Here is a 26,194-nt window from a genome sequence, read left to right on the forward strand (position 1 = left end):
GCTTTTAAGATTCTTACACTTAGTGGTTAAATCAGATTAAACTGTTCGCGAAAAGAACAGTAGCCGTTTTTAGGTTTATGGGTGCGTATACCTGAGCGTATGCCAACAACTTTTTCAAAACGGTTTAGTGAAAAAGAAGTGGCAGGGATACTGAATTTGCGCTTGCGATAAGTAATCTGTATTAGATCGTCTTTGACCTTGAAAAAAGCGTCTTTCCCCGACTTCCACAATGCGACTTTACAATCTGTGACCCTGCCTGTAAGTTCAGCATCAAATAGCGTATGCACCTTTGCGTTGACAAAGTGTTGTTTCAGAAAAGATATCTGATCCGCACTGGCCAACAATCCTAAAGAAGCAAATGCAACACTGCCTGGAATCTTTAGCCAATCTGGTCTTTGTTGGCAGAAACAAAGAATATCAGTTGCTGAATGGCTTAAAAATAAATGCCTGACCTGTGCGGGTAATCCCTCATACACCAACCACATTCCAGTAGAAACAGGTACAAGGTGCTTCTCGTCCGACCAAAATTCTATCGCAGCATCCCGTTGATTATCCTGATAGGTAAAAAGGATAGCGCCATCCTGAACAGTAATGCGGCTCACAAAAAAAGCCAATATCTCCAGGTTAATAGAAAGCGGGCACGGATCGGCTAACAAACCCATTAGCGAGATGAGGTGCGCCCGTATCCTCGACTATATTGTGAACCTGTCTCATAGTCTTTATGCTCGCCCACGGTCATTTCCTTTTCTCTTTTAGGTATTCCTACCATACTATCAGCCAGGGCCTGATTATAGCCTTTGGTGTATTCTTCCTTTTGGCCGTCCTTATTCCCGGCAAGGTTGCGAATACCGCGGAGCAGTAAATAAGAAATACCGCCATCCATTAATACCGAAAGTATCAATGCCTTTCTGTCTGACCTGATCCCCTTGCTGTCGGTCGCGCTGTGCTGGATGCGAGTGCCTTCGTCCAATTCTATTACATCTCCGCGTTGGAATGCTTTCTGCTGTTCCTCTGACATCACTTGCCCGTTGACTTTTATAGGAGCTTCAACCTGCTCAGGATGGTAGGAGACAAATTCTCTGGTTTGCTTGTCGTATTCGATAATCAGCATCGCCAGTTTTTTATCGGCCTGCTCATAAACTTTCTGTATCGATTGTAGCTTACCGTCCAGAAGCACCCTGGCTTCTTCCTCGCTAAGCAATGGATGTGGTTTGACCTCCTTATAGATGGGGTGCAGGTTCAGCGTGACGGTACCATCAGGGTTGCGATTAAGGGATAGTTTGGCATCCAGTTGTCGGATTTCAAAACCATCCATCTTTAAATGAAACATGCTGCGCATGTCTGTTCTTCGTCCCGCCAGTAAGGCGTCGACATCTTCACTGCTTAGATTCAACTTACCTTCCTGGTAAAGTCCGAGCTTTTCGAGTTCTTTAATAGGCAACTCATTTTCCTTGATAAATGTTTCCATAATTAACAGATTGAAATTTTGTGATGATTTAGCGTCTTGCCACATTAGCAATTGCTGTGTCAGCTTCCTGAAAAATGGAAGTATCAGTCCCATCAATTGTGCGGGTTTTGTCCTGAGATTGCTGTTTTACCTGAAGCAAAGAACCATACAGCATATCATTTTTAGAAAGCACAAAGTTGTGTCCTGTGTTCAAGTCCTCCATGCGTAGACGACCCTGTTTCAGATGACCATTTACTTTGTAAATTGTATTATTATAAGCAATTTCGTCGCCTGATGACAGATATTTAGAGTTTGTCTGATTTCTTGATGCCTTCGACTCAGGTATATTTTGCAACTCAGTTTTAACTTCCCTTTTTTGTTCTAAACCTGTGAGGTAATTGAGAATTTTCTCAGCGTCAGCGGCAGCGGTATGTATTTCAAAGGGTGTGTCCTGCAAGACCTTAATCCAACTATCCACATAAGCGGTGTGCTGTCTGGGATCATGTCCAATCCGCAATTCCTGACCGATCAGCAGAGAAGCGATTTCTGCACGTAATTCCTCACGGGCATATGCTTCGGAGCCAAACTGATTCATTATACTGCGATCCAACCTGTCCTTATGTCCAGTCCAATGGCCCAGTTCATGAAGAGCCGTTGCATAATACTTGTCTGGAGCATCAAACTGCTCTTTCAGCGGCATAGTGATCTGATCCTTGAACGGACTGTAAAATGCATCGTCTCCGGCCCGATGGATGATGTTGGCGCCAGTACTCGCAATCAGTTTTTCCGCTCGTTCTAATGGATTCCAACCTAACTCTTGGATGTCTTGTTTTTGTAGGTTGGGAATCCCATTTACCTGCGCGGCATTGAATACCCAGGCGGTGGTAATGATTGGACGATCCAGTTTTATAGAAATCTTGATGGGTTTACCATCATCGTTCAACATAGGTTTACCACTTTCATCCCTTTTGGCAACTAAATCAGTTGTTTTAACAAACTGGATCAGAGAAGCCTTTTCACCTTTCTTAACACTCCACTGGTTGGCTGATGCCTGGTTAAAAGTTATCCATCGAGGATCTTCATAACCGTTAAGCAACAAGGAAAAGGTATTAATACCTTTATAGCGGTTTCCGGTGACGGCATTGTAAGGGAGCTCAAAAGATGGAAGATTATCGCTGTTCCAAGGTTTTTGCCAGGGAGCAGTTCCGGCTTTCAGCTGTTCAATGAGTTTTTCGGCCACCTGTATGTGCATGGCCTTAATCTTATCATTCGCCATCTTCTCCTACCTCCTGAGGGTCATTTTCTTCTGGCAGTTCGTCTGCATAGTCTACGCCATAAATGGCCGCTTCTGCGGCTGTAAGGCCAATAGCCTGGCCAGCTGCAAGTGTATTTAATTTATCTTGCAGGGTTCTTAAATGTTGTTCCATAAGTAATTAATTGATGGTTTGGGCTAGCTGTTCGGGCAGTAACAGTGACCTTAAAAAATGTAATGGGTTGATGTATTTGTCCTTAAACCTAATGCTGAAATGCAGGTGTTCTCCGGTCACCCGGCCTGTTGCTCCGGTGACACCTATGACCTGACCTGCTTTTGCAGGCTCGCCTGGTATGACCAAGATCTGGGAAAGGTGCCCGTAAATACTTTGAAAGTCTCCATGAGAAATTCTCACATATTTGCCCAGGATTGGATTAAAACCTGTATCCATTACAGTTCCGTCCAAAATATTTAGTACCGGATCACAACGGGCAGCAAAGTCAATGCCTCTATGCAGGTCATACTTATTAGTCACCGGATGTACGCGGTATCCAAAACCAGAGGTCACACGTAAATTTATTAACGGTAAGCTACTACGACATTGGTCACTGATTTGTGCTATAGCTACAGCTGAATGAGTCAGTAAAAAATGGACAACGACATGCAACACGAATATTCGAGGGTTCATCGGCTACGAGAAGATTGAATTTCGATTTCATCTGCTAGCCCACGTTTGATGAAATCCTCCAAGGTAACAAGGGAATTTTTGCCAACTTCCTCAAAGCCGATGGCCCACCGAAGTGCTTCTTCAATTGCTCCTGTTTGTCCAATATTTTGCAGTCTGTAAATATCCAGTAGTATCCTTACATCTTTGGGGTCTAGTTCGAGCAATTTTGTCTGTATAGTTGCCAAAACCATTTCTTTTGGTTGTAAGGAAAGTAGGGCGTTAGTACTATAAACCCCAATATTATTGTAAGGAAATTGTACATGCACTTCATCATTTTTGAGGTTGATTTGAGCAATTAACCCGACCTGACCTTGCATACGCATTGGATCATCAGTTAATGGATGTACCATTACTGATTTGTTCAAAAGTTCTTCCATTTCTAAATTTTTTAGCGCCTGTGAATAGGACGTTGTTCAACCTCAACCTGATTATTGTTGACTAAGCCCAATTTATCTTGAAGTAAATTCTGGCTATGGGCTCTAACTGCATTATTTGTAGTTGACATTTCAAGTGCAGTTTTGTGGTTTATTGGCAAGATTGACTGTGCCTTCAAACTGATTTCTAAAAGCGTTTTAAAATCTTCCTTTGACAGTTTTTGCAAATTTGAAATTGCATTTGTGCTTATTTCATCAGATTTTTTCAAGACAAATAAGGCGTTACTGCTATATAGTGCCTGTTGTCCTTTTTCAAAGCTTATGTAAACATTGTCTCCCTCAATATCTATATCTGTTATCATACTAATCTGACCCTGCTTGCCTGCCGGGTCGTTTAGTAATGGATGCACCTGCGCATAAGTGCCAAGAAGTTGTTCCATAAAATATAGTTGTTAGGTGATTAATTTGTTAAAGGTTTGCTTCATTATTCCTTTAGGCTGAGGTACACCAACTGATGTCTGAGCAATTCTGAACTGTTTTACAACCTGCTGCACTTCCTCATTAATCTTTTGAAAGTTCTGCCGGAGTATTTCCTCTTTTTTGCCTTTGAAATCGTAATAGATTGGCAAGGACCGATAGCTTTGTTCTTCTTTTTTGATGGACTCTACATCCAGATTTACCCGACAGTTTACTGCCGAGGGCTGGTATTTCCCTGTATAGGTTTCAACGGCATCTGACGCGATCAAACCCACCATTTCGCCAGCTCGCAGGTTCGCAATCTTGCCAGCAGGGATCAGCGGTTCAAGTTTTTCACTCAGGGAAACAGAGACTTTCGTCCGGTCGATACTCAGACTTTCACCTTCCTGTTTTACCTTGCCAAATAGTCGTTCCAACCAATCTAACGTATCCTTGTTCTGTACAGATCCAGATAGCACATTACCGACCACAGAAGTGATAGTAGCAGCAGTTTCTTTACCATATTGCTGCTGAAATTGTTGAAGGCTTTGGATTCCGAGTACAGATGCAACCAAATTACTTCTTGCTTGACTTAAAACCTGCTCAATTCGAAAAATATAGAGACTTGGGGCCTCATCTATGACAAGTCCAACGGGTAAATTGCCTTTAGTGTTTACCAGTTTAGTAACCCTATTTAGCACAAGGGAATAGCAGGCTGAATTAGTACTTTGTGTCAAAGGATCGTTGGCGAGCACCAAAATTGAAGGGTTTTTTGGATCACTTATTTTTAGCTCGAAATCATCCCCGCTGAATACCCAAAAAGTTTCTTTCGTAGCCAATCTGCTGATAAAGATTTTAAGTGTACCTACTTGTCCTTCTAACTGATCGAAAGCTTTGGCCTGATAAGCACTTTTAAATGGGGAAAGTAGTGGTACCAGTTCCGGTTCAGAAAAAAGTGCGCTGAAAATGTCATCATAGGAAAGGTTTAAAAAAGAAAGCACATGCGGAGGGCTTGAATACCGACCATTTTCGTAGCTGCTGAAAAAATAAATGCATGCGGCCAGAAAATTGATAGCGGATTGTGTAAAGAACTGGTCACTGCCTCCCGAACGGTCACCTTTTTTCATGGCCTCAACTAAGGCTTCCGCTGTTTCAGAGGCATCGGCAAGTGTATTGAGGTATTTTCTTTTCCAGGGGTTTACTCGTTCGCTTTTTTCAACTTCATTTAGATTGATAACGTGGAATTTATAATCAAGGCATTTTCCTTTTTGTTTGGCCAATAAATAATGGTGATAGGCAACCTTGGCTAAATCAGGGTATTTTATATCATAAATGCATAAAGTGAAAGATTTAGCGATGAATTGCTTTATTATTGGGATAATAACAGAAAAAGTTTTACCCCCACCAGGAACTGATATTAAAAGCAAGCTTCTGAATAAATTTGCCAGCGGAATGAATCCTTTATGTACCTTCTTTTTGTAATAGAACAACATTGGTATATTCACCGAATACGGTGTCTCAATCGGTTTGATGGGTTGCATAAAGGATTCTCCCTCAATGTTCCATTTATCTGTACCGAGTTTTGAACTGATGATCTTCGATACATTATCCATAGCGATATGGATCAGTAAGGTTCCGAAAATTGCGGTGACGATGTACAGCAGATCAGACCAGCCAGCACCCATCCAAATGGCCGGTGTATGTTTTCCCTGAAACAAGATTCCCGAAAAGAAAACGATAAGACCAGCTACAAGTGGATAAACAATATGATTTTTGGGATTGAGGTCTTTGTTTTTTCTGCTGAGCGTACCTACTGAAACCAGGCAAATCAAAAGTAGAGTAAATAGTTTGCTGTAAATGAGCTGGTGGTAAAATGGTAATCTGGCAAGCCTGATTACAAAAAAGCGTAGGTTAAATTTGTCCGTATAATCCTGTGTTAAAAATTTACTGGCGTAAAAAAACAGGAAAACTTCGATCAAGACGGACAAATAGATACCAAATTGCAGGAACTTGTAAAGGCTCTGCTGTTCCTTGGTTTCTTCCATATATCAAGTTTTGTTTTTAATGGATAAAGGGAGCTCAATGGAGACTCCCATTATTTGGACATTTTATAAACTGTCTGCTTTCAGAATATCACTGTATTTCATTTCTAGGGTAAGCACCCTCCCGGAAATCTGTTTTTCAGTCAGTTCAATATTTAGCAACTTATTACCCGGAAAGGTTACCTTTTTCAGGACATAGATATTTCGGTATTGCTTCTTAAATATGCTGTTTGGATACAGTTGCCATACAGGCTTGATTTCTACAGATTGTAGGTTTGTTGCTTTTGTGATCTTTTTATCTTCGATTTTGAAGCGCTGTTCGTCCACATCGTAAGGCAAGTTGCTATTGTTAAAATAGGTGATATCAAGAAATATGTGATCACCTGCGGCATATACATGGTTCAGTTTGGCCTTTAAACCGAAAGCCTTTGCCTTTCGCACAGACTTACCAGATGGTTTCTGTAGAATCTGAATGGCAAAATCCTGCATCTGCCTGGTTGTTAGTGAAATTCCAGGGACGTCCAGCGGCTGGGTATGTTCCGGTAATATATTCACTTGTGTGGGGACGATAAGTGATTGGTCATCCACATAGCGCAGGTTATATTGAGCAATAAAACTTTCGCCAACAATGGTTACTACACCAGGCCCATCTAAGGGCATCTTGACATCTGGAATTATCTTTAAGCGCAATACATTCTTTAAAGGCAGATCGCCCGCAACTGCGTGGGTGGATATGTCAACATATTGAAGGGGTTCGGGAGAAATAAAGTGCAATGAAATATCCCGACTGATCAGAATATCTGGTAGATCTTTGCGGTATATTCCTGCTGGGATTTGTGCATAAAGCCCCTGGGCCACCCATAAGATGGCCAATAAAAAAAAGATTAATTTTTTCATAAAAAATACGGGTTAATACTTGTTCTGAGTGTTTTTGAGTTCTTGCGGGTCAATAAGATAGACCTGGGTGTTATATTTCAGTTTGGCTTTATTGCTACGGATCAGTTTGCTAACCGCCGTTGTAGTAGATTGAAACATTTTTTGAAGCATGCTCATCACTAGCTGGTTATTGTTTTCAGCTTGCTGTTGAATCGTCATACCCTGACTGGCATCGCTACCAAGTACTTTTGAAAATTCACGGAATGCAGATGCGGGGACATAAAGCCCAGGCAGGCCGTCATTATCGTAGATGTCAAGTCGGACAGGTAGTATATTGTTATTTTGAAAAATGGAGCTAATTGATAGGTTTACCCGTTGACCGCTAAAACCTGTTATCTGGGCATATAGGTATGTACCTTTTTTAACTAAAAACCGACCTGCGGTCATATCATCTAACAGGCGGATACGTAGACGCGAACCTGCGTAGCCAGTGATGTCCTGATCTACTATGGCACGGATAAAACTATCTTCTCCATTAGCTGAAATGGTATTGAAAAGTGCCGTGGACGCCGAAGTTTTAGAAACGCTGAGTTTTTTTTGATTTTTAAGCTCCCGTTCAGCAAGGGCCATCGCTTTTTCTCTGGCTTGTTCTGATTTGTAATCGGGGTCGTTTGCTTTGCCCATGCTGTCGATCAGTGACATTTGTTCCCGAAAAATTTTCATGGGGTCAGTTTGTCCCTTATTACCAGGCACCTCTGATGTGGTAGGTGCCGATTGTTGCTGCTTTAATTTGGAAAGTGCGGTTGCCAAGTCCCGGTCTGTATCGTAAGTTTTTGGTGGCTGTGTTTTAGGGACTGCGTTCGGAAAGGTTGAATGTGATGTGCGTGGTTCGGCGGCTGTGTTACCATATTTCCTTTTCATTTCCCGGTCGATGGAATCCAACATCCTTTTTTCCATTTGATTGTACAGGTCTGGAACTTTTTGCCCGTTGGTTTGTTCGTCTGCGATCCCACCGACTGCTGTGTAACCATCTGCATCCTTGTATTGCTTACGGTAAGCGTCCAGCTTATCTTCAATACCTTTGTTTTTAACCTCTTCGGAAACATCCACCACTGTTTCCTGTAGCGTATTTCCATTTTGTCGTACGGGTGCATCTTTTCCAAAGCTGCTTTTCCATGCGTAAAAAAATAAGCATAGGAAAGGAAGTAGGATCAGTGGTAGCACGTATCGCGGTTGCTTGAAATTGATCTTCATAATTAGGGTGTTGGTTTAATATTTAGCTCATTATGGATGATTTCCAACTGCTGAATTGCATCTTTGACAAAAAGGCTATCGGCAGCAGTCAGCTTTTCTTTGTGCAGTACTGTGTTGATCTGATTTTGCAGATCAAGCACTTTCTGAAATGCCTGCCCGGCACCTATGATCTGTCCGAACCCCTGGGCTACATTGGTGCCTGAGCTGGAAAGCGATGGCAATGACTTGGGTTCTTTTACCCTCATAACCGTAAAGGCGAATACGCCTGAAAACAGTATAGACGCCAGCATGAGGGCAAATATTTGCGTTGGGTATCTGGAGCTGACGAGTTTCCAAAGAGCCGACAAGCGGAGAAAGTACCCTCCGAACTCTTTTCTGAGCTCGTATAAAAGATTTGGGCGGGGTTTAAAATGAGTTTTTCTGTACATTTTCAATGTCTTTATTTTCCAATGTTTTCCAACGGGTAATAAGTACCGCATGGGGATTGTTATCAGAGCGGATTTTCAGGTCTTTTAGATAACCTTCAGTGACTAGCGAACGAATAATCGTGGAGCTGCGACGGTCTATCTTCTGGCGACCGTAGTAACGGAAATACTTAAGCCCCTCATCAATAAAAATTGAATCGGTCTGAAGTGTCAACACAGCACTGGAGGAGAGAATTGAATTGAAAAATCCTTTTTCTTTAAGGTTGTTATACTGAAGTGCACCACTTTCATCGACCAGGTACATCGCTCTTTTCATCTGATATTCGATATACTTATCATCAGGCGTAAGCGAAAAGAAAAGACTATGGAAAAGGTTGACGTGCGAACGATATTCCGCAGCGCGGTTCATTTGAAGATCAGTTTGCCTGGCTAGCAGCGGAACGCTGTTTGCATCTAGCACGTAGACGCTTCTTCGAGCGTCTGCAACCTGTTTGTAAGCAAACAGGGAAACGATCAGGACGATGACAACGGCCAGGATAAAACTTCCTGCGGACAAAAATGTGGCAAGGCGTACTTTGGCTTCGATATTTTTTACAATCATTATTTCATCATTTTGCTTAAGATTCTGGACATATTTGAAGCACCTCGACCCATCGTGGAAGCAGCAGAGCTTATCCCGGATGTAGACACGATCCATGTACTAATGCTGGGAACTGCTAACATGGTAAGACCTCCAATCAAAAAGGTTACGATTACCATCCCGAAAGAGAGCAGGCCATTTCCGGCAAGCCACCCAAGTTTTTCCAAGCGGTCGGCAGAGGTGCCGACAAGCTCTTTGTAGCGGCTTATCTCCGCTTCCATAGCATAATGCTGGAATAAAGAAGCGACGTACAGAACCAGAAAACCGATACCTGTATAAAGATTAACCGAAATGAACCTTGCAACCCATGTAGTAAAACTGTCCCTGAATGCAGGAAGGATGCTGATTGCGACTGAGAATGGCCCCAGTATAATCAGTATCGTAGAAAAGATAATCTGGATAATGAAGATGAGATATACACAGATCCGAAGTATCCATAAAGCCAATGTTTCCAGAATGGAAGTGGCAAGGAGTTGCAGACCGACTTGCATACGGTTACGTAACTCTACTATTGGGTTCCATACCTCAGCAAAACCTTCCTTAACCGTAGACTTCACCGATTCCCAGGCATTCTGGTACCAGGTGTCTGCCTCCTGTTTGGCTGTTTCGGTTTGGGCCTGCACAGTGAGCAGATTATCTGCTACCTGTACCATCAGCTGGGCTCTTTCCAGTCGTAAGTTATTCACTTCTGTTTGGCTGCTATTAAACATAATCTCAGTCTTATTTGCAATTATATCTGTGGGAAAGGAGACCACTCTGGTAAAAGGAGACCACCAAAGAATTACCATGACCAGGCCGAATGGACGAAGCAGTGGCATAATTTCCATTTTTTTATCACCCGACATCATTTCATATGACTTAACGGCAAAAAAAATGAGCATGAAAATGGCCGATAGTGCCTGTGCATCTGCAATAAATGCATCATAGTGCGTCCACAGTGTATTTTTCATTTCCTTTAAAAAATGCATCATACCTTCTTCGTAGACCCCGTTGCCTTGCAAAAAATTGAAAGTTTTTTTAAAGGAGTCTGGCACATTTCCGGAACCTGATTGCATAAAAAAACCGGCAGTGCCGGTCAGTAAATTGGTTATGTTCATCATGTTAGAGTTTGGATTTCCTTAAAATTTCATCAGCGATTTGCTGATCGGTTCTGAAACCTTGCCTTTCTACAATGGGCTGGTCCCTGGACTTCATTTTGTTTGTAGATTCACTAAGAGCTAGGAATTTTCTGGCGTACTGTTTTTTTGCCTCCCAGGAAGTATTTAACCGACGATATTCCAAAAGCAGCCTGTGGTAGGTCAGTAGCCTTGAACCACGGTCAAGTGTTGTAGTCATTGCACCGTCCAGGCGTTCCTTAATTCCTGAGGACTCTTCGCGATACCACTCGTAAACGCCGTTGCGAACCAGGTAGTCAATTTCTTTTGCGGGAATTCCAGACATCAAATTTGCATCTTGTTCGTTTAAAAGAGGTTCAAATTCATGACGGTAGTATAGCATCCACAATGGATCGGCAGTAGAAAAAACAGCTGAATAGTTTACCGCTTCGGTTATTGCAGTATTTCTTAAAGTATCAGCATGCAGTTTATAGGCGTTTTCGGTATTTTGCATGGCCGCGGCAAAAGCCAGACGCTGAGTTTGTGGTCCGACAGGTCCCAATGGACGGAGGTCTTTTTTAGGGTAGTTCGGGTGCCACGCCCAGGTAAGCCAGTAGTTTGGATTAAGTCCTAAAAAGCCGCTAGTTGGGGTAAATTTCTTCCTGTCCCATTGTTTGAAAACCATACGTTCTTGCTGGTTAACAATAGACTGGTCTCGAATGATACGCTGGGCTCCTGCAGAAGCGGCCATCCCCAAAATAAGTATGGCTAGAATATAATGTTTCATCGTTTATTGTTTTAAAATTTGATAATTACGGATGATATCATTGGCCATCCGAGTATCTTGATTTATAAAATCTCTATAAGGATTAGCCGTTTTTAACACCCCGTTCATTTTTGCCCAATACATAGATCTACCCATACTATAACATAGTGCCCTCATGACTTTTAATTCCAGGATGACCTTACGTAGTAAAGCATCTCGTTTCTCGTAGTCCATCAACACATTGCCGCCTTCTTTTAAAATAAAATCAGATACTTCGCTAACCAGGTTAATTCCACGGGATTTCAGTTGCCTTGCAACATCCTCGGCAAACAGCAATAAATAGGGCTCGCTGCCTGCAATAGAGATCATGGTATTGCTTTCCTTAATAATCTCTGTACTGATTCGAGCAATCTGTGTGGCGGCTATACCGCTTCTCAATGCTTGATTGACCTGGGTAAGTGAATTATAAATCAAGTTCTGCACCATCACCACTGAAGAGATATTCAGATTTATGTCATCCAAACGATTGTTAATGGTGCTTAGATAATTGTTATGGGTATTTTCTGCTGCCAAACGCACGCTGCCGTTCTCATTAACAATCGCAAAATGACCGCGGTCGAAAACTAATTTTTGCGCATTTGAACTTTCTGTACAAACGAGCAGCAAAAAACCTGCGATAAATAGTTGGCACCTCATGGCGTTGTTGCTTTAAAAATAGAGGCATTACGTAATATATTATCAACAAGCTGTTTATCTTGCTCAATAAAATTGGCAAAGGGGTTCAACGAGCGTTTTCGGTTAGCATGGAACATGGCCGTGGCCAAACCTTTACTAGCCCCTTCTATCAAGCGGAGTTCAGTTAATGCATGTGAAAAAAGAATTTTGCGGTCGCTTGCTTTCATCTGGTTGATGTCGCCGATACTTAGGGCCAGACCAATAATATAATTCACCAACATTCTCGCTCTGTCTGCAAGGTCTTTTTCGGTCTGGAACGCTAGTGAAATCAGAATAGGATTATCACTAGCCAGCTGGTAGATTATATTTTGCTGTCGGATGATCTCTGAAACAACTGGGCTGGCTTCCAGTCCGATCTGTGCGGCATCAATAGCCAGTCCCACAGTTTGAAAACGGCTTTGTAATTCCCTGTACTTCGTCTTAAGTTTGCTCATTTGTGTTTTATTTACCTCTTCGTTTGCAGAAGTAACTGCCTGTTTATTTTTAGCTTCTTCCTGTCTGCTATTTTCGCTTTTACTTTCGGCTACCAACTGGTGAATTAGTTCTACATTGAGCTGGCAAAAAGCATGTTGTAGTATCCCGAAAAGCAGGAAGATTAGGATAATCATTCCTTTCATTTTTTTAGGTATTTAGCGTTTCTGATGATATCATTAGCAATCCTTACATCAATATTTATATAACCGGAATAAGGATTAAGAGAATTAAGAATACCGCGCTGTTTCGCCCAAAACATCGTGCGATGCATTCCATAAGCAACACCCCGTAAGATCATCAGTTCGGTCCTGATGCGGTTTAATAATTTTGCTCTTTCGCCAGAATCCATCAGGTTGTTTATGCCACCCTGCAATACAAAGGAGCTGACTTCCGCAGCCAATGCCGTTCCCCTTCGTTTGAACTCGCGAGCACCACCTTCAGCAAAGAGCAGCAGAACCGGGTTACTATGCGCAATTGAAATAGCCTTGTTTACATCGGAAACAATATCCATGCTGATGTCGGCAATATCCTGAATGGCCAACAAGGATCGTACGGCGGCAGATACCTCACTTAACCCTCGGTAGATTTGTTGCTGCAAATCATTTACGATGACCAGCTGGCCAGTTACTGCCAATTGACCACGTTGGATCAATGTAAGGTTATCATTCGTTCTATTGAGCTGCCCGTTGATAATTCCTGAGTGTGCAGCCATAGCACCCGCCGTGGTTGGGTCCACATAAATCTGGGCAAAAACAGGACAGGCTGTAATAAAAAGTCCTGCAATTAGAAGTGATCGTTTCATACAAAATCGGGTTTAAAATATTCAGTTGAACTTGGGATGGGTATACCATCCTTATTAATCTGGCGGATAAAGGCATCCAAAGGCAATCCGCTTTTTTCCATATCGGAGACAAAAGCTTCCAATCCGCTTTGATAAGTCCCGTAGGTGCGGGTATAGATTTCCACCGCACTTTTTTCCGGTTTTTCGGTAGTATAGGCCAAATACTGAAAAATAGAGACCTCCACGCCGTACACTTCCCCCGAAGCACCCCTTCGGATATATACCTCTTTAAAGCGCCCCCTGTTATCGGTGTTGCCCAGTTTATTAATGGTAAATATCTTCTTTTGCTCAATTTCAGTAATGGCCAGGAGTTTGCCGATCTCCTTGTAATTCTCTTTGAACTTGCTCTGGTCTAGCAGGCAAATGGTATCCGAATTGTTCAGTATACTATCCTTGACCACTGCATTGCCGATAATATCCCCCAATTCCTGGGTGACCACGATGGCCTCGCCCCAAAATTTACGGACAGTCTTATAGAGGTACAAAATGTACCCTGCCATTAAAGGTGAGGCGATTGCCTTCCACGCCTCTTCAATTATGAGGGCCTTTCGCTGATCCTTACGATGTCTCATCTTCTGGATGAACACATCCATAATGATCAGTGTCACTATGGGAAACAGAATACGGTTCTCCTTAATGGCATCAATTTCAAAGACAATGAACCGCTCGGAAAAAAGGGATGCGTCGGCAGGCTCGTTGAGGATACTTTCAAACTCTCCGCCACGGTAAAATTTCTTTAACACGTACCTGAACTCGTCCAGGTCGAACGCAATCATTTCCTCGATTTTGATCTCCGGTATTTTCCCGAGTGCGAACTCATAAAAACTATTAAAATCAAGAGCGGTAATTCCCGTCCGTTCATGTCTGATACTGCCCAGTTTCTTTTCCTCGTTTACTGCGGAAAAATATTTTTGATTGAAAGCAGCCTTAAACGGAGTCGTATCAGGATCATCTGCCAGCAGGACTTCATCTAAATCACTGATTTCTAGGTTAAGCAGATTATCATCGATCACATCGAAGTCCATATCAAAAAGAGGGTTCTCCTTCATGCTTTCAAAGACACGTTTGCGTATGCTGAAAAGCTGTTTATGGGATAGGCCGGGATACCCCGGATTAAAATATCGGCTATAGTAGGCGGAGATTACATTGGAAATGACATCACGCTCAACCGAGCTTATGGTCCCTTCGGCACCCTTCCACAACAGGCTGACCAGGGTAATCAGAAAATCCTTTTTTTCTATATTGTATTCACTTTCAGCAATGGCAAAGGGGTTCATCGTAATCGGCTTGCTGTCCGACCAGGTAATGTACTTGCCCCGGAAATAATCGCACATCCCGGAATAGGAATGCCCGGTATCCACGATCACCACATCCATGTTATAGAGCATATACTGCTCAATCAAGGCGTTCATAAAAAAACTCTTCCCGCTGCCTGATGGGCCGAGCACAAATTTATTTCGGTTATTGATCCGGTTGGTGCGCATGGGCAGGTCTGCGGGGTCTATTCCCACGGGAATACCTTGGCGGTCGGTAAAGCGAACTAGGAAGTCCGAGGGTTCATCTTTTAACAGAGATTCCTTAAAAAAGAAGCAGAGGGCAGCATCGGCGGTTGTCAAAAACCAGTCGTATTTTTTTAGTTCTACACCATTGCCTGGTAAAGCGCAGCGGAAAAGTTCTAACTGATTATAGGCGTTTCGTGATGGGATAATTCCCTGCTGAAAAAGCGCTGCATCAATATAATTAACAGCCTTCCTGATTTGTTCTTCCTCTGCACATACGATCATGGAATAATGGGCATTGACGAGCATTTGATTTTCTCTTGCTACATCAACCAGCAACATATCTATATCCTCAACGCAGATGAGGTTGGCCGGATCGGGAACGCCTGAATGGCGTTTACGTTTCAGCTCTAGTTTATTGAGTGTTAGCTGTTGTGGTGGTATCTCTAACAATTGGTTATAAATGATAACACGATATCCAGGAACCTGATGTAAAAAAGAAAGGTTATCTACCGGAAAATCCCGCATTCCTTTGTTATCCTGCTTTTCGGTGTAGGGGCCTAACTTTTCCGGTAGATCCACCGAATCGGTATTGACCATGCTGATACAACGGATGGCCAGATTACCCAAATTCAATTGTTCATCCCCACAACGCATATTATTAAGAGTGGTATGGGGCGAGGCAAACTCCATGCTAAGCACCTTACTTATGTATCGGTTGATTTCAACCTCATTCAAAAAGCTTGGGTTGAATCCGGCATTGGCCAGCAGATCTGAAATTTTAATCACGTTCTGAAAGAAATCTGCCAATACTTTTTTATCATAAGTATAGAAAGCACCGCGTTTAACCTGATTGGTAATAATCAGGTAGGATTTAATGTCTGTATATTCTCGTCCTTCAAAATGTGCGTGATACTTCTGTTGTAAAAACTCGCTCTCATTTACACCCTTATATTTCCTGCGGATGAAAACATCCTGCTTTTGTATTATATGTCCTTCGCCTAGAATCTTAATGATGTTTAGCAATACACTTTGATAAGCATTGTAAGCATCAGGGTCGGCGCCGTATTGCAGCACCGGGTTACTAATGTGCAGGATCATGGAGAAATCACCATTCTCGCCGTACAATAGCTGTAAGCCATTATAGGTATCGATCCCAGCAAAAGGAATTTTAAATCCTGTTTTTCTTTCTCGCTGCATAGTTTAGTTTTAAGTGGACTGGATGGATAAAAATCCCTGTGTTTCGGGTTTTGGAGTGGAGGCCGTCTTTCTGTCGAAAAAAGGTATAGGTGAGCCCAGCTGAGATCAGGGCAATGGTCAAAAAACCACCTAAGTACATACTGGTGAGGGCTCCAATAAGGCCTCCGATTATCAGACCTCCAACTAAGGAACCTATTCCCCAATAAATGAATTTTCCTTTGAACCCCCGATAAATAAGGGGCTTTTGAAGCCCCTTATAGATTGCATACTTGGCGATCATTATACGCCGAAAAATGCTTTGATTACCACCGATACGAGTACCAGGAATAAACAGGAACCGCCCCAGGACATAAGTTCCTTGTTGATGTCCTGATCCCCCGCGTTCCATTTGATGTACACGCGAACCCCACCGATCAATCCGACTACCGCACCGATAGCCAAAATCAGCGTAGATACTGGATCTACGTAACTTGTCAGCGAAGAAGTGGCGGCGTTTATACCAATGGAACCTCCGCCTTGAGCAAACGAAGATTGAGCTGCAAATAATGAAAATGCAGCGATTGCAAACAGTTTTTTGTTTTTTACTGTCATGAATTGAGAAATTAAATGGTGAATGAAAAATTGAAAAGGATGTTTAATGCACCCCGAACAGGGCTTTGAGGGCTGCCCCGATGATAGAAAGGAAGAGGCAGGAAAAGAACCAACCCATCACTTGGGCGTCTATATGATGTTTGCCGGATTGCCAATTGGCATATACCCGAAGACCGCCCAGTATGCCACTGATGGCACCGAGGACAAGTACTAAGTCAGAAAGGCTGAAATACCAACGATGCATTTCTCCACTGACCTCATAAAATTCACTGATACCTGGCGGTGACTGGGCCGTTGCCAAAAAAGGCAGGGCAAAAAAAAAGACAACCGGAGTTGTCTTTAAAAGTGGATACTTGAATTTCATCGTTGCCTTAATAAGGTATGGCTTTGGTGTACTCGATGACCTCGGACTGGGCCAGGGCGAAAAGTTGTTGAAGTCTTACTCCTCCAGTGCTAATAAGAGGACCAGAAGATATAACCTGCCTGCTTTTGGGTTTGGGTGCTGGTTCATCAGAGCCGACCTGTTTGGGCTGGGTTTCTTCGGTAAATACGAGTTCGTCTTGACTCGTACCTATGATAGGTTGGCCTCTTGACCTTATCATGTCAAAAAGGATGTTTAGCAGGTAATACAGGCAATAAACAGCGGCAATGCTGAGTAGAAATTGTGTCCAATTCATAATTCGATGGTTTTAATGTTTTCTTTCACGTATTCTATAAGTTCAGGGTGGGTACGAAGAAAATGTTGCAAGCTGAATGCGATTAGTTTGTTCATATCAATTGCCTTGGCAATTTTCAATTGCTTCAACAGGAATACAGTGCGGTCATCCAGGCGGATCAGCAGTTTTTCCGTTCCTATCAGTTCAAAAGTCAGGATACTTTCAAACAAGGTTTCGAGCTTTGTGTCTGGGGGCTTTTTAGTTAATTTGTTTATAGGTTTTTGTTTAAAAGTTGACTCGTCGTCCACTATTTCCTTATCGGGATGTCCATCTTTTTTAATCGTTTCTCTTAGCTCATCGGCTAATGATTTAATCTGGCTCATGTATGGTCCTCCCAATCTAGATACTGGCTGTAGATCAGATCAAGCAACGGCAATACGACTGGGTATAAAATCAGTGGTGTTTGGAAAGTGCTGATCCGCTGAAAATCCACGCGGTCAGCAAGGCTTGGGGCAACCACACCAAAGCGCCGCAGTACATTTTCTATTTCAGTCTTTGTTTCATATTTGACTGTATTTTTAACACGGTTTGGAATAAATATGAATGGCGCCTTATCGTTGATCTTTCGAAGAACCATTGCAAAAAGTAAGGTCGAATCCACAGAAAATTCATCGTAAGCGAATGGGCAAAGCACGAGATCACAGGCAGCAAACAAAGGCAGCAGTCCGTCATCATCCATTTTTCCAGGAAGATCGATCAATATGATTTCGCCAGAGCGGTTGCTTAATGCATTGTGCAGGGATGGAAAATGTTTCAGATCGGCGGGGACCACTTCATAGAGGGGCTCGTTTTCTAGAATTTTCGCCTTTTGGGCTTTTGTCGCCAAGGACTGTTGATAATCCATATCCAAGACAGTGACCTTACGTTTTTTGATTTGAGTAAGGTAATTGGCCAAAAGTAGCGTAAGCGTACTTTTGCCCGCACCACCTTTTTGATTGCCTAATAGTATTAGCATAATAATAGTTTTTTAAGTTCTTTTAGGGGGTGTTATTTTAGAAAGGTTAAAGAACCAGGTCGCTTTAAGTTATCGGGTATTGGTTCTGGCTTTGCGTTTACGCTGCCTGTTACGACCGAGTATAGCTTCATCGTCGATGTCATCGGCAATATCCAAATTGATTTCCGGGAACCAGGTTGTAGGAGTTGGTTCTTCTGTAAATCCTGAAACCTCTGAAGACTTGTCTGGGGGAATAGAAGAATCGGTATCATCTTGTTTGACCGTTTCGCTTTGTAGGGTTGGGGTTATATCATTATTAATAAAATCCCCGACTGACTGATCTGGTGCAACATAAAAATCGGAATCTCCCAGTTTGACCGTTTCACTTTCAAAAGTTAAAGTTATATCGGTATAATTTGAATCCTCTGCTGACTGATCTGTGATGACATTGGAATCAGAATTATCCTGTTTGACAGTTTCATTTTCGACAGGTGACTCATTGTCTTGTTGAAGATCGCTTGATGGCTTAATAAATTCGGCAATGGGCATCAGTTCGCCACCTTTGTAAACGGTCGTTCTTGAATGGTCTATTACAGTGTAACCGTAAGGAGGCAATCCCGGCTTTCCATGATAAAGGATCTGTAAACCAAACTTTGAAGAAAGTACTTCTGCGAGCTCTGAAGTATATCCTGTAGGTTTGGCTGTATTGCCTCCGGGGAGTGGTGTTGTTAATGGAACAGCAACTGGACTATGACTTATTCGGTATTTTTCAGTTATTGCTCTTAGCTGTGCTAAGCGATCGATGTTTTGATTGTAAAGACTAATCTTAGCATCAACTTCAGAAACATCAATGTTTCCCTGCAACTTACCATACTTAAAAAGCTGATATTGCCCTCCCGTCAATTTCAGGGAGTAACCTTGGCATTCTAATAGCATCATAAACTGGGGACGGGTTGAAAAATTGTAACTCATTGCCTTTTCCAGGTCTTTGTTTACTGTCTCTTTTTCATCGAGTCCCATTACTTGATTTAAAACCTGGTAAGCGCGGATTTTTTCGTAGCTGTCATTTATCTTTTTTCCATTTTCATCTATGCGGGTAGAGACAATATGAATATGATTATTGTCGGTATCTCTATGAAAGACCAATAAGTAAGGCTGGTTTTCATAACCCATCCCTTTTAACCAAGCAGTAGCGATTTCAGTGAGTTGTTCCTTGCTATGTGATTTTCCTTTACAGGAAATGACCGCGTGGAACTGCGGAAATTTAATCCTTGCGCTTGTTTTCGATCGAGCTTCGAGGTAATTAATATAATCTTTTGGTTTGAGATGTTCCAAGGCTTGCAAGGCACCGAAATTTTCCACCTTCATCAATTCTCCTTTGTCGTTTTCTATTTTGGTTGTGTTGTAACTTACGCCTCTAAACGTAGCAGAGGGCAGAAGGATTTTTACAATCATGGTTAACCTTTCATTAAGCGGATAACTTGGCGAATACTTTTTTCGAGCTCCTGCTGTACGTGGATGTATTTGCCTAAAAGACTATTAAATTCAGTAGAAATACTTTGACTTAGCATGCCCTGTTTGTGAAGTATATTAGCGTGCCTGGCTAATTGATTTATATTATTACCTGATCGGCCAAGTTCTGTTCCGATGTCATCCAGTTGTTTCATCAGTTCTTTACTGTTCACAAGCATTTTGGTTGCATTTTGTAGTACCCGAATGCGAACTATATCGGCACGACTGATACCTAGTGATTTTTCTAACTCTATGAGTTGCTGCAATTCCTGCTCGCTTAATCTTAATTCAAAACGGCGGGTTTTAAGTACAAACCCCTTGTCAGTAGGCTTCTTGCTGTTCCCCATAGTTAATAATTAAGGCTTTTGCTCAATGGACTGGATAGCGCGAAATATTTCTAGTGCGACTTGTGGTACAATTGCATTACCGTAAGCTTTTACACTTTCGGCTCTCCATGCTGAAAAGGTAATTCCGTCCAATTCGCTGGGAAGCCCATCATCGCCGCCACAAAACGGGGGTTCAACTGGCCATGCCTCCCAGCTGGGAATTTGGTGTTGCCAATCTGTGCTGCGGTGGGTAAAATTCGGATCAGGCGTTCCAATATCGAGGCTGGCAAATTCCCCGGTTTCTGTTTGTACCGTTTCGATTGGGTTTGAAGTGTGTAGTAGACCAGAAAATCTGTCAAAGATACTTGACCTCCGTTTCCCTTCGCGTTTTTGCGGTTCGCCAATTGTCTGCCTTCTTTTACCTGCGCCAGTGTAACTCCCATATTGCTGATCTCTGTAGCTGTTGGTGTGGGCAACAAACCAGACCCGGTCTCTCTGGTGCGGGGCGTTAAGGGCAGCAGCCGGAATACAACAAACGACTGGTGTGCCATCTTTAAGCTGCGGTAATACATATCCTGCTGCGCTGATTTCTGAAATAATGCTTCCGATAACTCTTCGCTGGAGTCTGACAATGGTACTGTCCGCTTGCTGATTACTGTCCTGACAAAAAAGCTCAACCGCTTTAATTTCCATTTCAGAAAGACTGTCTGGTTCGAGAATGCTGAAGAGGCCAGCAACGTTTTCAAGAACAATCCACTTGGGTCGTGATTCTTTAATAATTCTGCAAGCCTCTGGGAAGAGATAACGGTCATCCGCTTTGCCCTTTCGCTTTCCGGCCTGACTGAATGGCTGGCAGGGAAATCCCCCGGAGATGATGTCAATGTGTCCTCTATACTGAGCTGCGCTGAATTGAAAGATGTCGTCATAATGATGGGTGTTTGGCCAGTAATGTTTTAAAATGGTCTGGCAAAAAGGATTCCTTTCGCAGGAAAAAACATTCTGCCATCCAAGCCATGTAGCGGCGATATCAAAACCGCCGATTCCACTAAAAAGGCTGCCGTGTCTAAACATAAGCGGCTTCTTTAAATTTGTGGCTAAGCGTTGGGAGAAGTGGGCACGGTGAAGCCCTGACGACCTTCGTCATGATAGAATTGCTTAACAGCATAGGCTAAATATTTAGGGTTAGAAATTGGATTTGGGCGATTGTCTTAGTGCGGTGGTATGAACGCTTTGCCGGAAAAAAAGGGAGTTGCGACCTTTTTTCTTCCTTAACTGCCTTTCCCCAACGGGGTTAGGCAGCTTAAGGCAAGTTCGTTTTTGTCCACAGACCAGCCGAAGGCGGGCTGTACGGACAAAAACACAACTTGCCCAATAACAAACAAAAAAAGGCAGTTATACCATTTCGATGAAAATTGGGACGAATGCAATGAAATGTGGAGGTAATTCCATAATGGAAAGGCATTGATAGTACCAAGTATTACGATATATTGATTTAGAAGCTTATAAGGATATACGAATAGATCAACCTATACGTCTATATACTGAGGGGAACTGATTCGCTATTTATAAACTTTCCGTATATACAGATAGATAAATAAACATACAAAGGGATAGGTGTAAATCAAGATAGGTAGATAAATATATATTTGTTTAGCTATATATATGGTAAACCATATAGGTGGATACACAGGTAAATATATAGCTGTCTTTAGGAATAATTGCATATCCATAATGTTAGATAAAGGAGTGAACAGATAGATAGATAAACAGCTATCCCAATAAGTGGATATGTTTATTTTTGTATATATAGATAACTTAACTGGAAATAGTCAGCGTTTCCGTCCCATACTAAAATTTACGTTTTCAACTGGAGTACATTCAACTAAGCATTTGGAACTATTGAGGTCATCCTTTAACTTCTCGTTATAATCCTTATAGCCTGCATACTCAAATGAACGGTCAACCGAATGGGGTATTTCTTTCTTTAGTAATTGGGCGCAATTTCGGCCAGGATCATCGTTATCAAAATACACATCTACAGTATGGAAATTCTTAATTCGATCAATGGCATAACCTAGCATCGTAATCGCGTTCAGGACAATAATTGTGGGTTTTAAATTCGGGTGCAGTAACTGCCAACTTAAATAGTCCATATACCCTTCGAAAACTGCAACATGATCTGGATTGCCTTGGATTAGTGAGATACCTTTTTGACCTATGGTACTTTTAAAGCCCTTTGCATTGCCAAACTCCCAAGCACCATGTTCGTTCTGCCAACCTACAGCATAGTAAGAAGAGGTATTTTCGGGATTATTTATACGATTGTAATAAACTTCTTTCACCTGCTGACTTTTAGCTATTTCAAACAGCCCCCTGGAATGAAGATATTGGGTAAGAACGTAATTGCTACCCAACTCCCGGACGTCGGTCAAACCCCATTCGTAAGTTCCTTTTTCTGGGTCTTTTGGATAAATTTTGGGAGGAACGTATTCAGGAATTAATGCAGTATCCATGTCGCAAACTTGCTGTATCTTATTCAATACTTCGACAAAGGACAGATCTGGCCAATATGCCGTACCCAGCTGTACAATGCCACCCTTAAAAATACCAGTTGCATTTGCACCCCCCCAGTCTTTCCAGCAGTTTCCTACATCCCATACGGTAAATGATGGTGTGTCCTTTTTGGTTTCTCTCAGCATACTATGATAAAAGTGTTCTTTCCCGGTCTTTCTGACTGGATGGTGACCCAGGCGAGCCAAAAAATCCACAATAGAAATATCTTTCAATGTGGCAACATCGATATAATTTGGCATGACAATAAAAATTGGTTAGGGATTGTTTGCTTTAAAACTTTCGTTCATAATAAGAACTACATTCTCGAATTTTTCAGCCCGTTTTTTTGCAGCATTTGAAAACTCTGGAGAGTTCAAAATCAATATGCTGGGACCAGGTAACTTGTTTGTATATTTCCAGCTGAGATAATTAAGATAATCATCAAACAGTGCCAGACTGTTTTCTTTGCCGGGTATAAAGGTTATGCCTTTGCGACCGAGGCTGCCGGAAAAATTCTTGCTGATCACTTCCCATCCTCCATTTTCATTTTGCCAGCCAGCGGCGAAAAAATCCTTACGTCGGTGTTTTTCATCCACGACATAATAATAAACTTCTTTAAGATGGCCGATGGCCATCTCCCATAGACCTTCTGATTTCAAATAGTCTGTTATTTCAGTATTGCAGCCGACTGGTTTTGTTTCCTGAATGTGATAAAATGGGATTTTAATCGCCCGTCTTTTTCTACCAACTGGCTTCGAATTAGCTGTAACAGACAGTAGCGAGTACGTTGTGAATAGTTGGTTAATCTTCTCTGTTATTTGGTACGAATTAAGTTCTGGCCAATAGGCCATACCAAAATCTATAATATCACCGCTTTTCTTTGTTAAACGGTCGTACCATACATCCAATTGGGTGTTTACAAGAAATGTAGGTTTGGCTTCGTCAGTTCTTAATACATTAAGATACAATTGTTCATCGCCATTGCTTTTGGTTGGTTTGTAGCCAAGGCGAGCTATGAGCCTGCTTAGAGTCACCTGGTCCTTAATGGAACCTGCATTTAAAAATGAAGTTTTCATAGTTTTATTGATTGGAATGGTTTCAGATATAGAGCAGAGCATCAAGCGATTTTCGAATTGTTTCGGCTTCGATACGGTCGATACGCCAGACGGCCGAATAACTGCCGTCCTTTCTGCGGGTAAGTAGTCCCTGATCAATCCAATGTTCAATGTTCTTCCTTCCATAAATCCGGTATGCCTCAGACTTATTGATATAAGGCTTAATTTTTCCGGTTCTGGCAAGGGCGAGCTTGGCGCCCATTTCAGCGGCATCTCGTAAAAGAATGCCGAGCTGGTGATCAGTTAATAGAATATTCATAAATAGAGAGTTTATGAGCGATAGAAAAGGGCATGAAATATCCCTAAGAGAACCGGCAACGGGGAACGAACCCGTTGTAATTCGCTTTGCCGGTTTGATAAATCGGGACTACTAGCGTCGTGTCCTACGACACGGGCCTCTTGGGAATTATACACGATAATTTCCTCGGCCTGCCAATGCGCTTTCAGATTGGTGCTTGATCCGCCATTTTCTCTGGTCATGTTTGCCAGAAAAAAACAACGAATACCTAACCTCACTTTCGCAAAATTCCCCGTTCTTAGGCGGGTTAATGCTTCATCCCTGTACGTCAAAGACCTTTCGGAAGTGAAGAAGTTTACCGCTCTGCCACAGGCAGGTAGGTGATCCGGTTGCTGGATGCAGCTATTGCTTCCAGTTTTTTTCGGTCCAAGTATTTTCGGGAAGATCTTTCTGAATGGATTGGGCCGATCAGTTTTTCGCTGATCCAACGATCCACATTACCGCGGCCAAAAAGTCTATAAGCTTCGGCCTTGCTGAGCTGGCCCTGTAATTGTCCGCTCTGCAAAAGGGCTTTTGAAGCGCCTTGCTCGGTAGCATTTTTTAACAGGTTAACCAGGTCTTTCAGCTTCATAAGAGTTCCTTTAATGTTGGTTTAACTATCATTTCCGAGACAAAGCAAGAATTTAGAGGGGGGCTAAAACAGGGACAGGGGGTGACTGAAAAACGGTCACCCCCTGTCTGGGAATTGTTATCATTTAATTATAAAATGCCTTTTAAGAACCTTTAAAATTAGATAGGTTATAATTTTCGTTGAGCCAATTGAGCATCCCGATCAGATGTGCTTTTAGTTTTTGTGCTGTCGCAAACTCTACATCGGTAGATTTTTTTCTGAGGCTTTCCGCCGATATAAACGGAGCTTGCGGTGTTGAAAAATGGGAAGCAAAAAAAGTAAACTGGTCTCCAATATTCTCTTTAGCCAAAAGTCCCTTTTCAACGAACAAACGGATAAATAGTCCAAGTTGAGCAACAGATAAAAATATTTTCAAACGATGGTTCGATTTAGAAAACTGCTCATCCTGATTAATTACCCTCCGTAAATCGATGAGTTGTTTAAGATGTCGTTCTTTATTAGACAATAAGGTTTTGAAATGATCTTCGGTTGAAACATGACAGGGGAACATTTTTATTTTACGTCCAGCCAATCCGTTAAACCTATCTTGTTCAGCAATGATAGTTAACAGTTGGTCGTGCAGATTTGGGATATCATTGAGCCTAGAATTTAGATCATTGCTGTAGAAATCAAAAAAACTTCTGGTGTTAAATTCATTTATAAATAATATATCAATCAGTTCTGAAGTATCTGCTAATTCAAGATTAGCAATTTGTCTAATCAGGTTCCAGATATAATCTACTTCATATTGATTAATTTCTTTTTTGTTTATAAATAGAAGAAATTCCCTTTCAATCAAATGGTACAATTTTTTTTCGATTGGGGATCGTTTTAAAATGTTTAAACAATTTATGACAACTGTTTTAATTTCCATTTTCAAACCTGAATAGTTGTAACGCGTAAGGGGCATTTTTGAGCCCACTTTTGGTTCGGATTGCGACACAGCAGCAATGGTTTTTTCCAAAGCATTAAGTAGATGCAAGTAAATTAATCTTAATTCCGAAGATGTTTTTTTGCGTTTACTCCCTGATGTTAAACAGATAAGGTAACCGTAAATTGTATTGCTGAGGTTTACCAATTGCCTAAGTTGTATAGTAGTATGCCTTCGCGATAATGTTGTTCCAATAAAAGCCTGCTCTGTATAATTTTTCAGCTGATCTAAAAAGCCACTTTCTAATTTTAAAAGGTCTTCTTGGTTGATTTCATTATTAATTAATGCTTTGGGATGTAAGACTTCATCCACCCATTGGAAGATTTTAAATGTCAAATTCATAGTACAGGGTTTTAGATGTTAATTTCTCCCAAGTTGAAAACCTCAACTATATAAAAAAAGTGTACTAGGTGACATGCTAAATGTGTCATATTAGCCTATAATGTATGATATAGGCCATTTTAACCCAGTATTTACCTGACATTATTTGGTGTTTTTTTTCTGAA

General features: G+C 41.9%; 31 protein-coding genes. 1 reads left to right on the forward strand and 30 read right to left on the reverse strand.

What is annotated here, in order from left to right:
- Nucleotides 1–26 precede the first annotated feature (26 nt).
- From R2Q66_RS05910 to R2Q66_RS06005, 20 genes are all read right to left on the reverse strand, one after another.
- Nucleotides 27–614, reverse strand: coding sequence for a hypothetical protein (locus R2Q66_RS05910; RefSeq protein WP_316747085.1), 588 nt, complete (start codon nucleotides 612–614; stop codon nucleotides 27–29).
- 47 nt (nucleotides 615–661) lie between these two features.
- A complete protein-coding gene (locus R2Q66_RS05915; RefSeq protein ID WP_316747086.1) occupies nucleotides 662–1,468 on the reverse strand; it encodes a DUF4099 domain-containing protein in 807 nt (268 codons plus the stop codon).
- Between the two features lie 28 nt (nucleotides 1,469–1,496).
- Complete coding sequence (locus tag R2Q66_RS05920) at nucleotides 1,497–2,699, reverse strand: ArdC family protein (RefSeq protein ID WP_316747087.1); 1,203 nt, start codon at nucleotides 2,697–2,699, stop codon at nucleotides 1,497–1,499.
- A 13-nt stretch (nucleotides 2,700–2,712) separates the two neighbouring features.
- Complete coding sequence (locus R2Q66_RS05925; protein ID WP_316747088.1) at nucleotides 2,713–2,874, reverse strand: hypothetical protein; 162 nt, start codon at nucleotides 2,872–2,874, stop codon at nucleotides 2,713–2,715.
- Between the two features lie 6 nt (nucleotides 2,875–2,880).
- Nucleotides 2,881–3,267 (reverse strand): M23 family metallopeptidase, encoded by a 387-nt coding sequence (locus tag R2Q66_RS05930; RefSeq protein ID WP_316747089.1) that lies wholly within the window; start codon nucleotides 3,265–3,267, stop codon nucleotides 2,881–2,883.
- 116 nt (nucleotides 3,268–3,383) lie between these two features.
- Nucleotides 3,384–3,803, reverse strand: coding sequence for a hypothetical protein (locus R2Q66_RS05935; RefSeq protein ID WP_316747090.1), 420 nt, complete (start codon nucleotides 3,801–3,803; stop codon nucleotides 3,384–3,386).
- A gap of 11 nt (nucleotides 3,804–3,814) precedes the next feature.
- A complete protein-coding gene (locus R2Q66_RS05940; protein WP_316747091.1) occupies nucleotides 3,815–4,240 on the reverse strand; it encodes a hypothetical protein in 426 nt (141 codons plus the stop codon).
- 12 nt (nucleotides 4,241–4,252) lie between these two features.
- Nucleotides 4,253–6,301, reverse strand: coding sequence for a TraM recognition domain-containing protein (locus R2Q66_RS05945; protein ID WP_316747093.1), 2,049 nt, complete (start codon nucleotides 6,299–6,301; stop codon nucleotides 4,253–4,255).
- A gap of 63 nt (nucleotides 6,302–6,364) precedes the next feature.
- Nucleotides 6,365–7,195 (reverse strand): conjugative transposon protein TraN, encoded by an 831-nt coding sequence (gene traN / locus R2Q66_RS05950; RefSeq protein WP_316747094.1) that lies wholly within the window; start codon nucleotides 7,193–7,195, stop codon nucleotides 6,365–6,367.
- A 12-nt stretch (nucleotides 7,196–7,207) separates the two neighbouring features.
- Nucleotides 7,208–8,428, reverse strand: coding sequence for a conjugative transposon protein TraM (gene traM, locus R2Q66_RS05955; protein ID WP_316747095.1), 1,221 nt, complete (start codon nucleotides 8,426–8,428; stop codon nucleotides 7,208–7,210).
- Between the two features lie 2 nt (nucleotides 8,429–8,430).
- Nucleotides 8,431–8,718, reverse strand: a complete 288-nt coding sequence (locus R2Q66_RS05960) for a hypothetical protein (protein ID WP_068402256.1) — start codon at nucleotides 8,716–8,718, stop codon at nucleotides 8,431–8,433.
- Nucleotides 8,719–8,833: 115 nt separating this feature from the next.
- Nucleotides 8,834–9,454 carry a conjugative transposon protein TraK gene (gene traK, locus R2Q66_RS05965; protein WP_198163532.1) on the reverse strand — a complete coding sequence of 207 codons (621 nt, stop codon included), beginning with the start codon at nucleotides 9,452–9,454 and terminating at the stop codon, nucleotides 8,834–8,836.
- Nucleotides 9,454–10,593, reverse strand: coding sequence for a plasmid transfer protein (locus R2Q66_RS05970; RefSeq protein ID WP_232324604.1), 1,140 nt, complete (start codon nucleotides 10,591–10,593; stop codon nucleotides 9,454–9,456). Before R2Q66_RS05970 ends, traK begins: the two co-directional genes overlap by 1 nt.
- 1 nt (nucleotide 10,594) lies before the next feature.
- Entirely contained in the window at nucleotides 10,595–11,374 is a 780-nt protein-coding gene (locus R2Q66_RS05975; RefSeq protein ID WP_073233018.1) for a hypothetical protein, read from the reverse strand.
- Between the two features lie 3 nt (nucleotides 11,375–11,377).
- Nucleotides 11,378–12,049, reverse strand: a complete 672-nt coding sequence (locus R2Q66_RS05980) for a hypothetical protein (protein ID WP_316747096.1) — start codon at nucleotides 12,047–12,049, stop codon at nucleotides 11,378–11,380.
- Nucleotides 12,046–12,696, reverse strand: a complete 651-nt coding sequence (locus R2Q66_RS05985; RefSeq protein WP_316747097.1) for a hypothetical protein — start codon at nucleotides 12,694–12,696, stop codon at nucleotides 12,046–12,048. The genes R2Q66_RS05980 and R2Q66_RS05985 overlap by 4 nt, the downstream gene beginning before the upstream one ends.
- 5 nt (nucleotides 12,697–12,701) lie before the next feature.
- Nucleotides 12,702–13,364, reverse strand: coding sequence for a hypothetical protein (locus R2Q66_RS05990; protein ID WP_316747098.1), 663 nt, complete (start codon nucleotides 13,362–13,364; stop codon nucleotides 12,702–12,704).
- Nucleotides 13,361–16,102, reverse strand: a complete 2,742-nt coding sequence (locus R2Q66_RS05995; protein WP_316747099.1) for a TraG family conjugative transposon ATPase — start codon at nucleotides 16,100–16,102, stop codon at nucleotides 13,361–13,363. The genes R2Q66_RS05990 and R2Q66_RS05995 overlap by 4 nt, the downstream gene beginning before the upstream one ends.
- A 279-nt stretch (nucleotides 16,103–16,381) precedes the next feature.
- Nucleotides 16,382–16,693 (reverse strand): DUF4134 domain-containing protein, encoded by a 312-nt coding sequence (locus tag R2Q66_RS06000; RefSeq protein WP_316747100.1) that lies wholly within the window; start codon nucleotides 16,691–16,693, stop codon nucleotides 16,382–16,384.
- 43 nt (nucleotides 16,694–16,736) lie between these two features.
- A complete protein-coding gene (locus R2Q66_RS06005; RefSeq protein ID WP_068402273.1) occupies nucleotides 16,737–17,057 on the reverse strand; it encodes a DUF4134 domain-containing protein in 321 nt (106 codons plus the stop codon).
- On the opposite strand from R2Q66_RS06005, the gene R2Q66_RS06010 reads away from it, so the two are divergent.
- Complete coding sequence (locus R2Q66_RS06010; RefSeq protein ID WP_316747101.1) at nucleotides 17,047–17,286, forward strand: hypothetical protein; 240 nt, start codon at nucleotides 17,047–17,049, stop codon at nucleotides 17,284–17,286. The genes R2Q66_RS06005 and R2Q66_RS06010 overlap by 11 nt on opposite strands.
- Before the next feature lie 80 nt (nucleotides 17,287–17,366).
- Here R2Q66_RS06010 and R2Q66_RS06015 read toward each other — a convergent pair whose 3' ends face one another.
- The 10 genes from R2Q66_RS06015 to R2Q66_RS06060 form a co-directional block, all read right to left on the reverse strand.
- Nucleotides 17,367–17,732 (reverse strand): hypothetical protein, encoded by a 366-nt coding sequence (locus R2Q66_RS06015; protein ID WP_316747102.1) that lies wholly within the window; start codon nucleotides 17,730–17,732, stop codon nucleotides 17,367–17,369.
- The gene (locus R2Q66_RS06020) at nucleotides 17,729–18,364 is read right to left on the reverse strand and encodes a ParA family protein (protein ID WP_316747103.1); all 636 of its coding nucleotides are present in this window, start codon (nucleotides 18,362–18,364) and stop codon (nucleotides 17,729–17,731) included. Before R2Q66_RS06020 ends, R2Q66_RS06015 begins: the two co-directional genes overlap by 4 nt.
- Before the next feature lie 69 nt (nucleotides 18,365–18,433).
- The gene (locus R2Q66_RS06025; protein ID WP_316747104.1) at nucleotides 18,434–19,798 is read right to left on the reverse strand and encodes a relaxase/mobilization nuclease domain-containing protein; all 1,365 of its coding nucleotides are present in this window, start codon (nucleotides 19,796–19,798) and stop codon (nucleotides 18,434–18,436) included.
- 2 nt (nucleotides 19,799–19,800) lie between these two features.
- The gene (gene mobC / locus R2Q66_RS06030) at nucleotides 19,801–20,202 is read right to left on the reverse strand and encodes a plasmid mobilization relaxosome protein MobC (protein ID WP_068402283.1); all 402 of its coding nucleotides are present in this window, start codon (nucleotides 20,200–20,202) and stop codon (nucleotides 19,801–19,803) included.
- Nucleotides 20,203–20,211: 9 nt separating this feature from the next.
- On the reverse strand, nucleotides 20,212–21,252 hold the full coding sequence (locus R2Q66_RS06035; RefSeq protein ID WP_316747105.1) for a DNA (cytosine-5-)-methyltransferase: 1,041 nt from the start codon (nucleotides 21,250–21,252) through the stop codon (nucleotides 20,212–20,214).
- A gap of 758 nt (nucleotides 21,253–22,010) precedes the next feature.
- Entirely contained in the window at nucleotides 22,011–22,994 is a 984-nt protein-coding gene (locus R2Q66_RS06040; protein ID WP_316747106.1) for a toprim domain-containing protein, read from the reverse strand.
- 15 nt (nucleotides 22,995–23,009) lie between these two features.
- Nucleotides 23,010–23,810 carry a hypothetical protein gene (locus R2Q66_RS06045; protein WP_316747107.1) on the reverse strand — a complete coding sequence of 267 codons (801 nt, stop codon included), beginning with the start codon at nucleotides 23,808–23,810 and terminating at the stop codon, nucleotides 23,010–23,012.
- Between the two features lie 22 nt (nucleotides 23,811–23,832).
- Entirely contained in the window at nucleotides 23,833–24,108 is a 276-nt protein-coding gene (locus R2Q66_RS06050) for a hypothetical protein (protein WP_316747108.1), read from the reverse strand.
- Between the two features lie 334 nt (nucleotides 24,109–24,442).
- A complete protein-coding gene (locus tag R2Q66_RS06055; protein ID WP_073233032.1) occupies nucleotides 24,443–24,718 on the reverse strand; it encodes a hypothetical protein in 276 nt (91 codons plus the stop codon).
- A 142-nt stretch (nucleotides 24,719–24,860) separates the two neighbouring features.
- Nucleotides 24,861–26,030: a hypothetical protein gene (locus tag R2Q66_RS06060; protein WP_316747109.1), complete on the reverse strand. Its 1,170-nt coding sequence runs from the start codon at nucleotides 26,028–26,030 to the stop codon at nucleotides 24,861–24,863.
- Nucleotides 26,031–26,194 lie beyond the last annotated feature (164 nt).

This window comes from Pedobacter gandavensis, assembly GCF_032677645.1.
GTDB classification, from domain to species: Bacteria; Bacteroidota; Bacteroidia; order Sphingobacteriales; family Sphingobacteriaceae; genus Pedobacter; species Pedobacter gandavensis_A.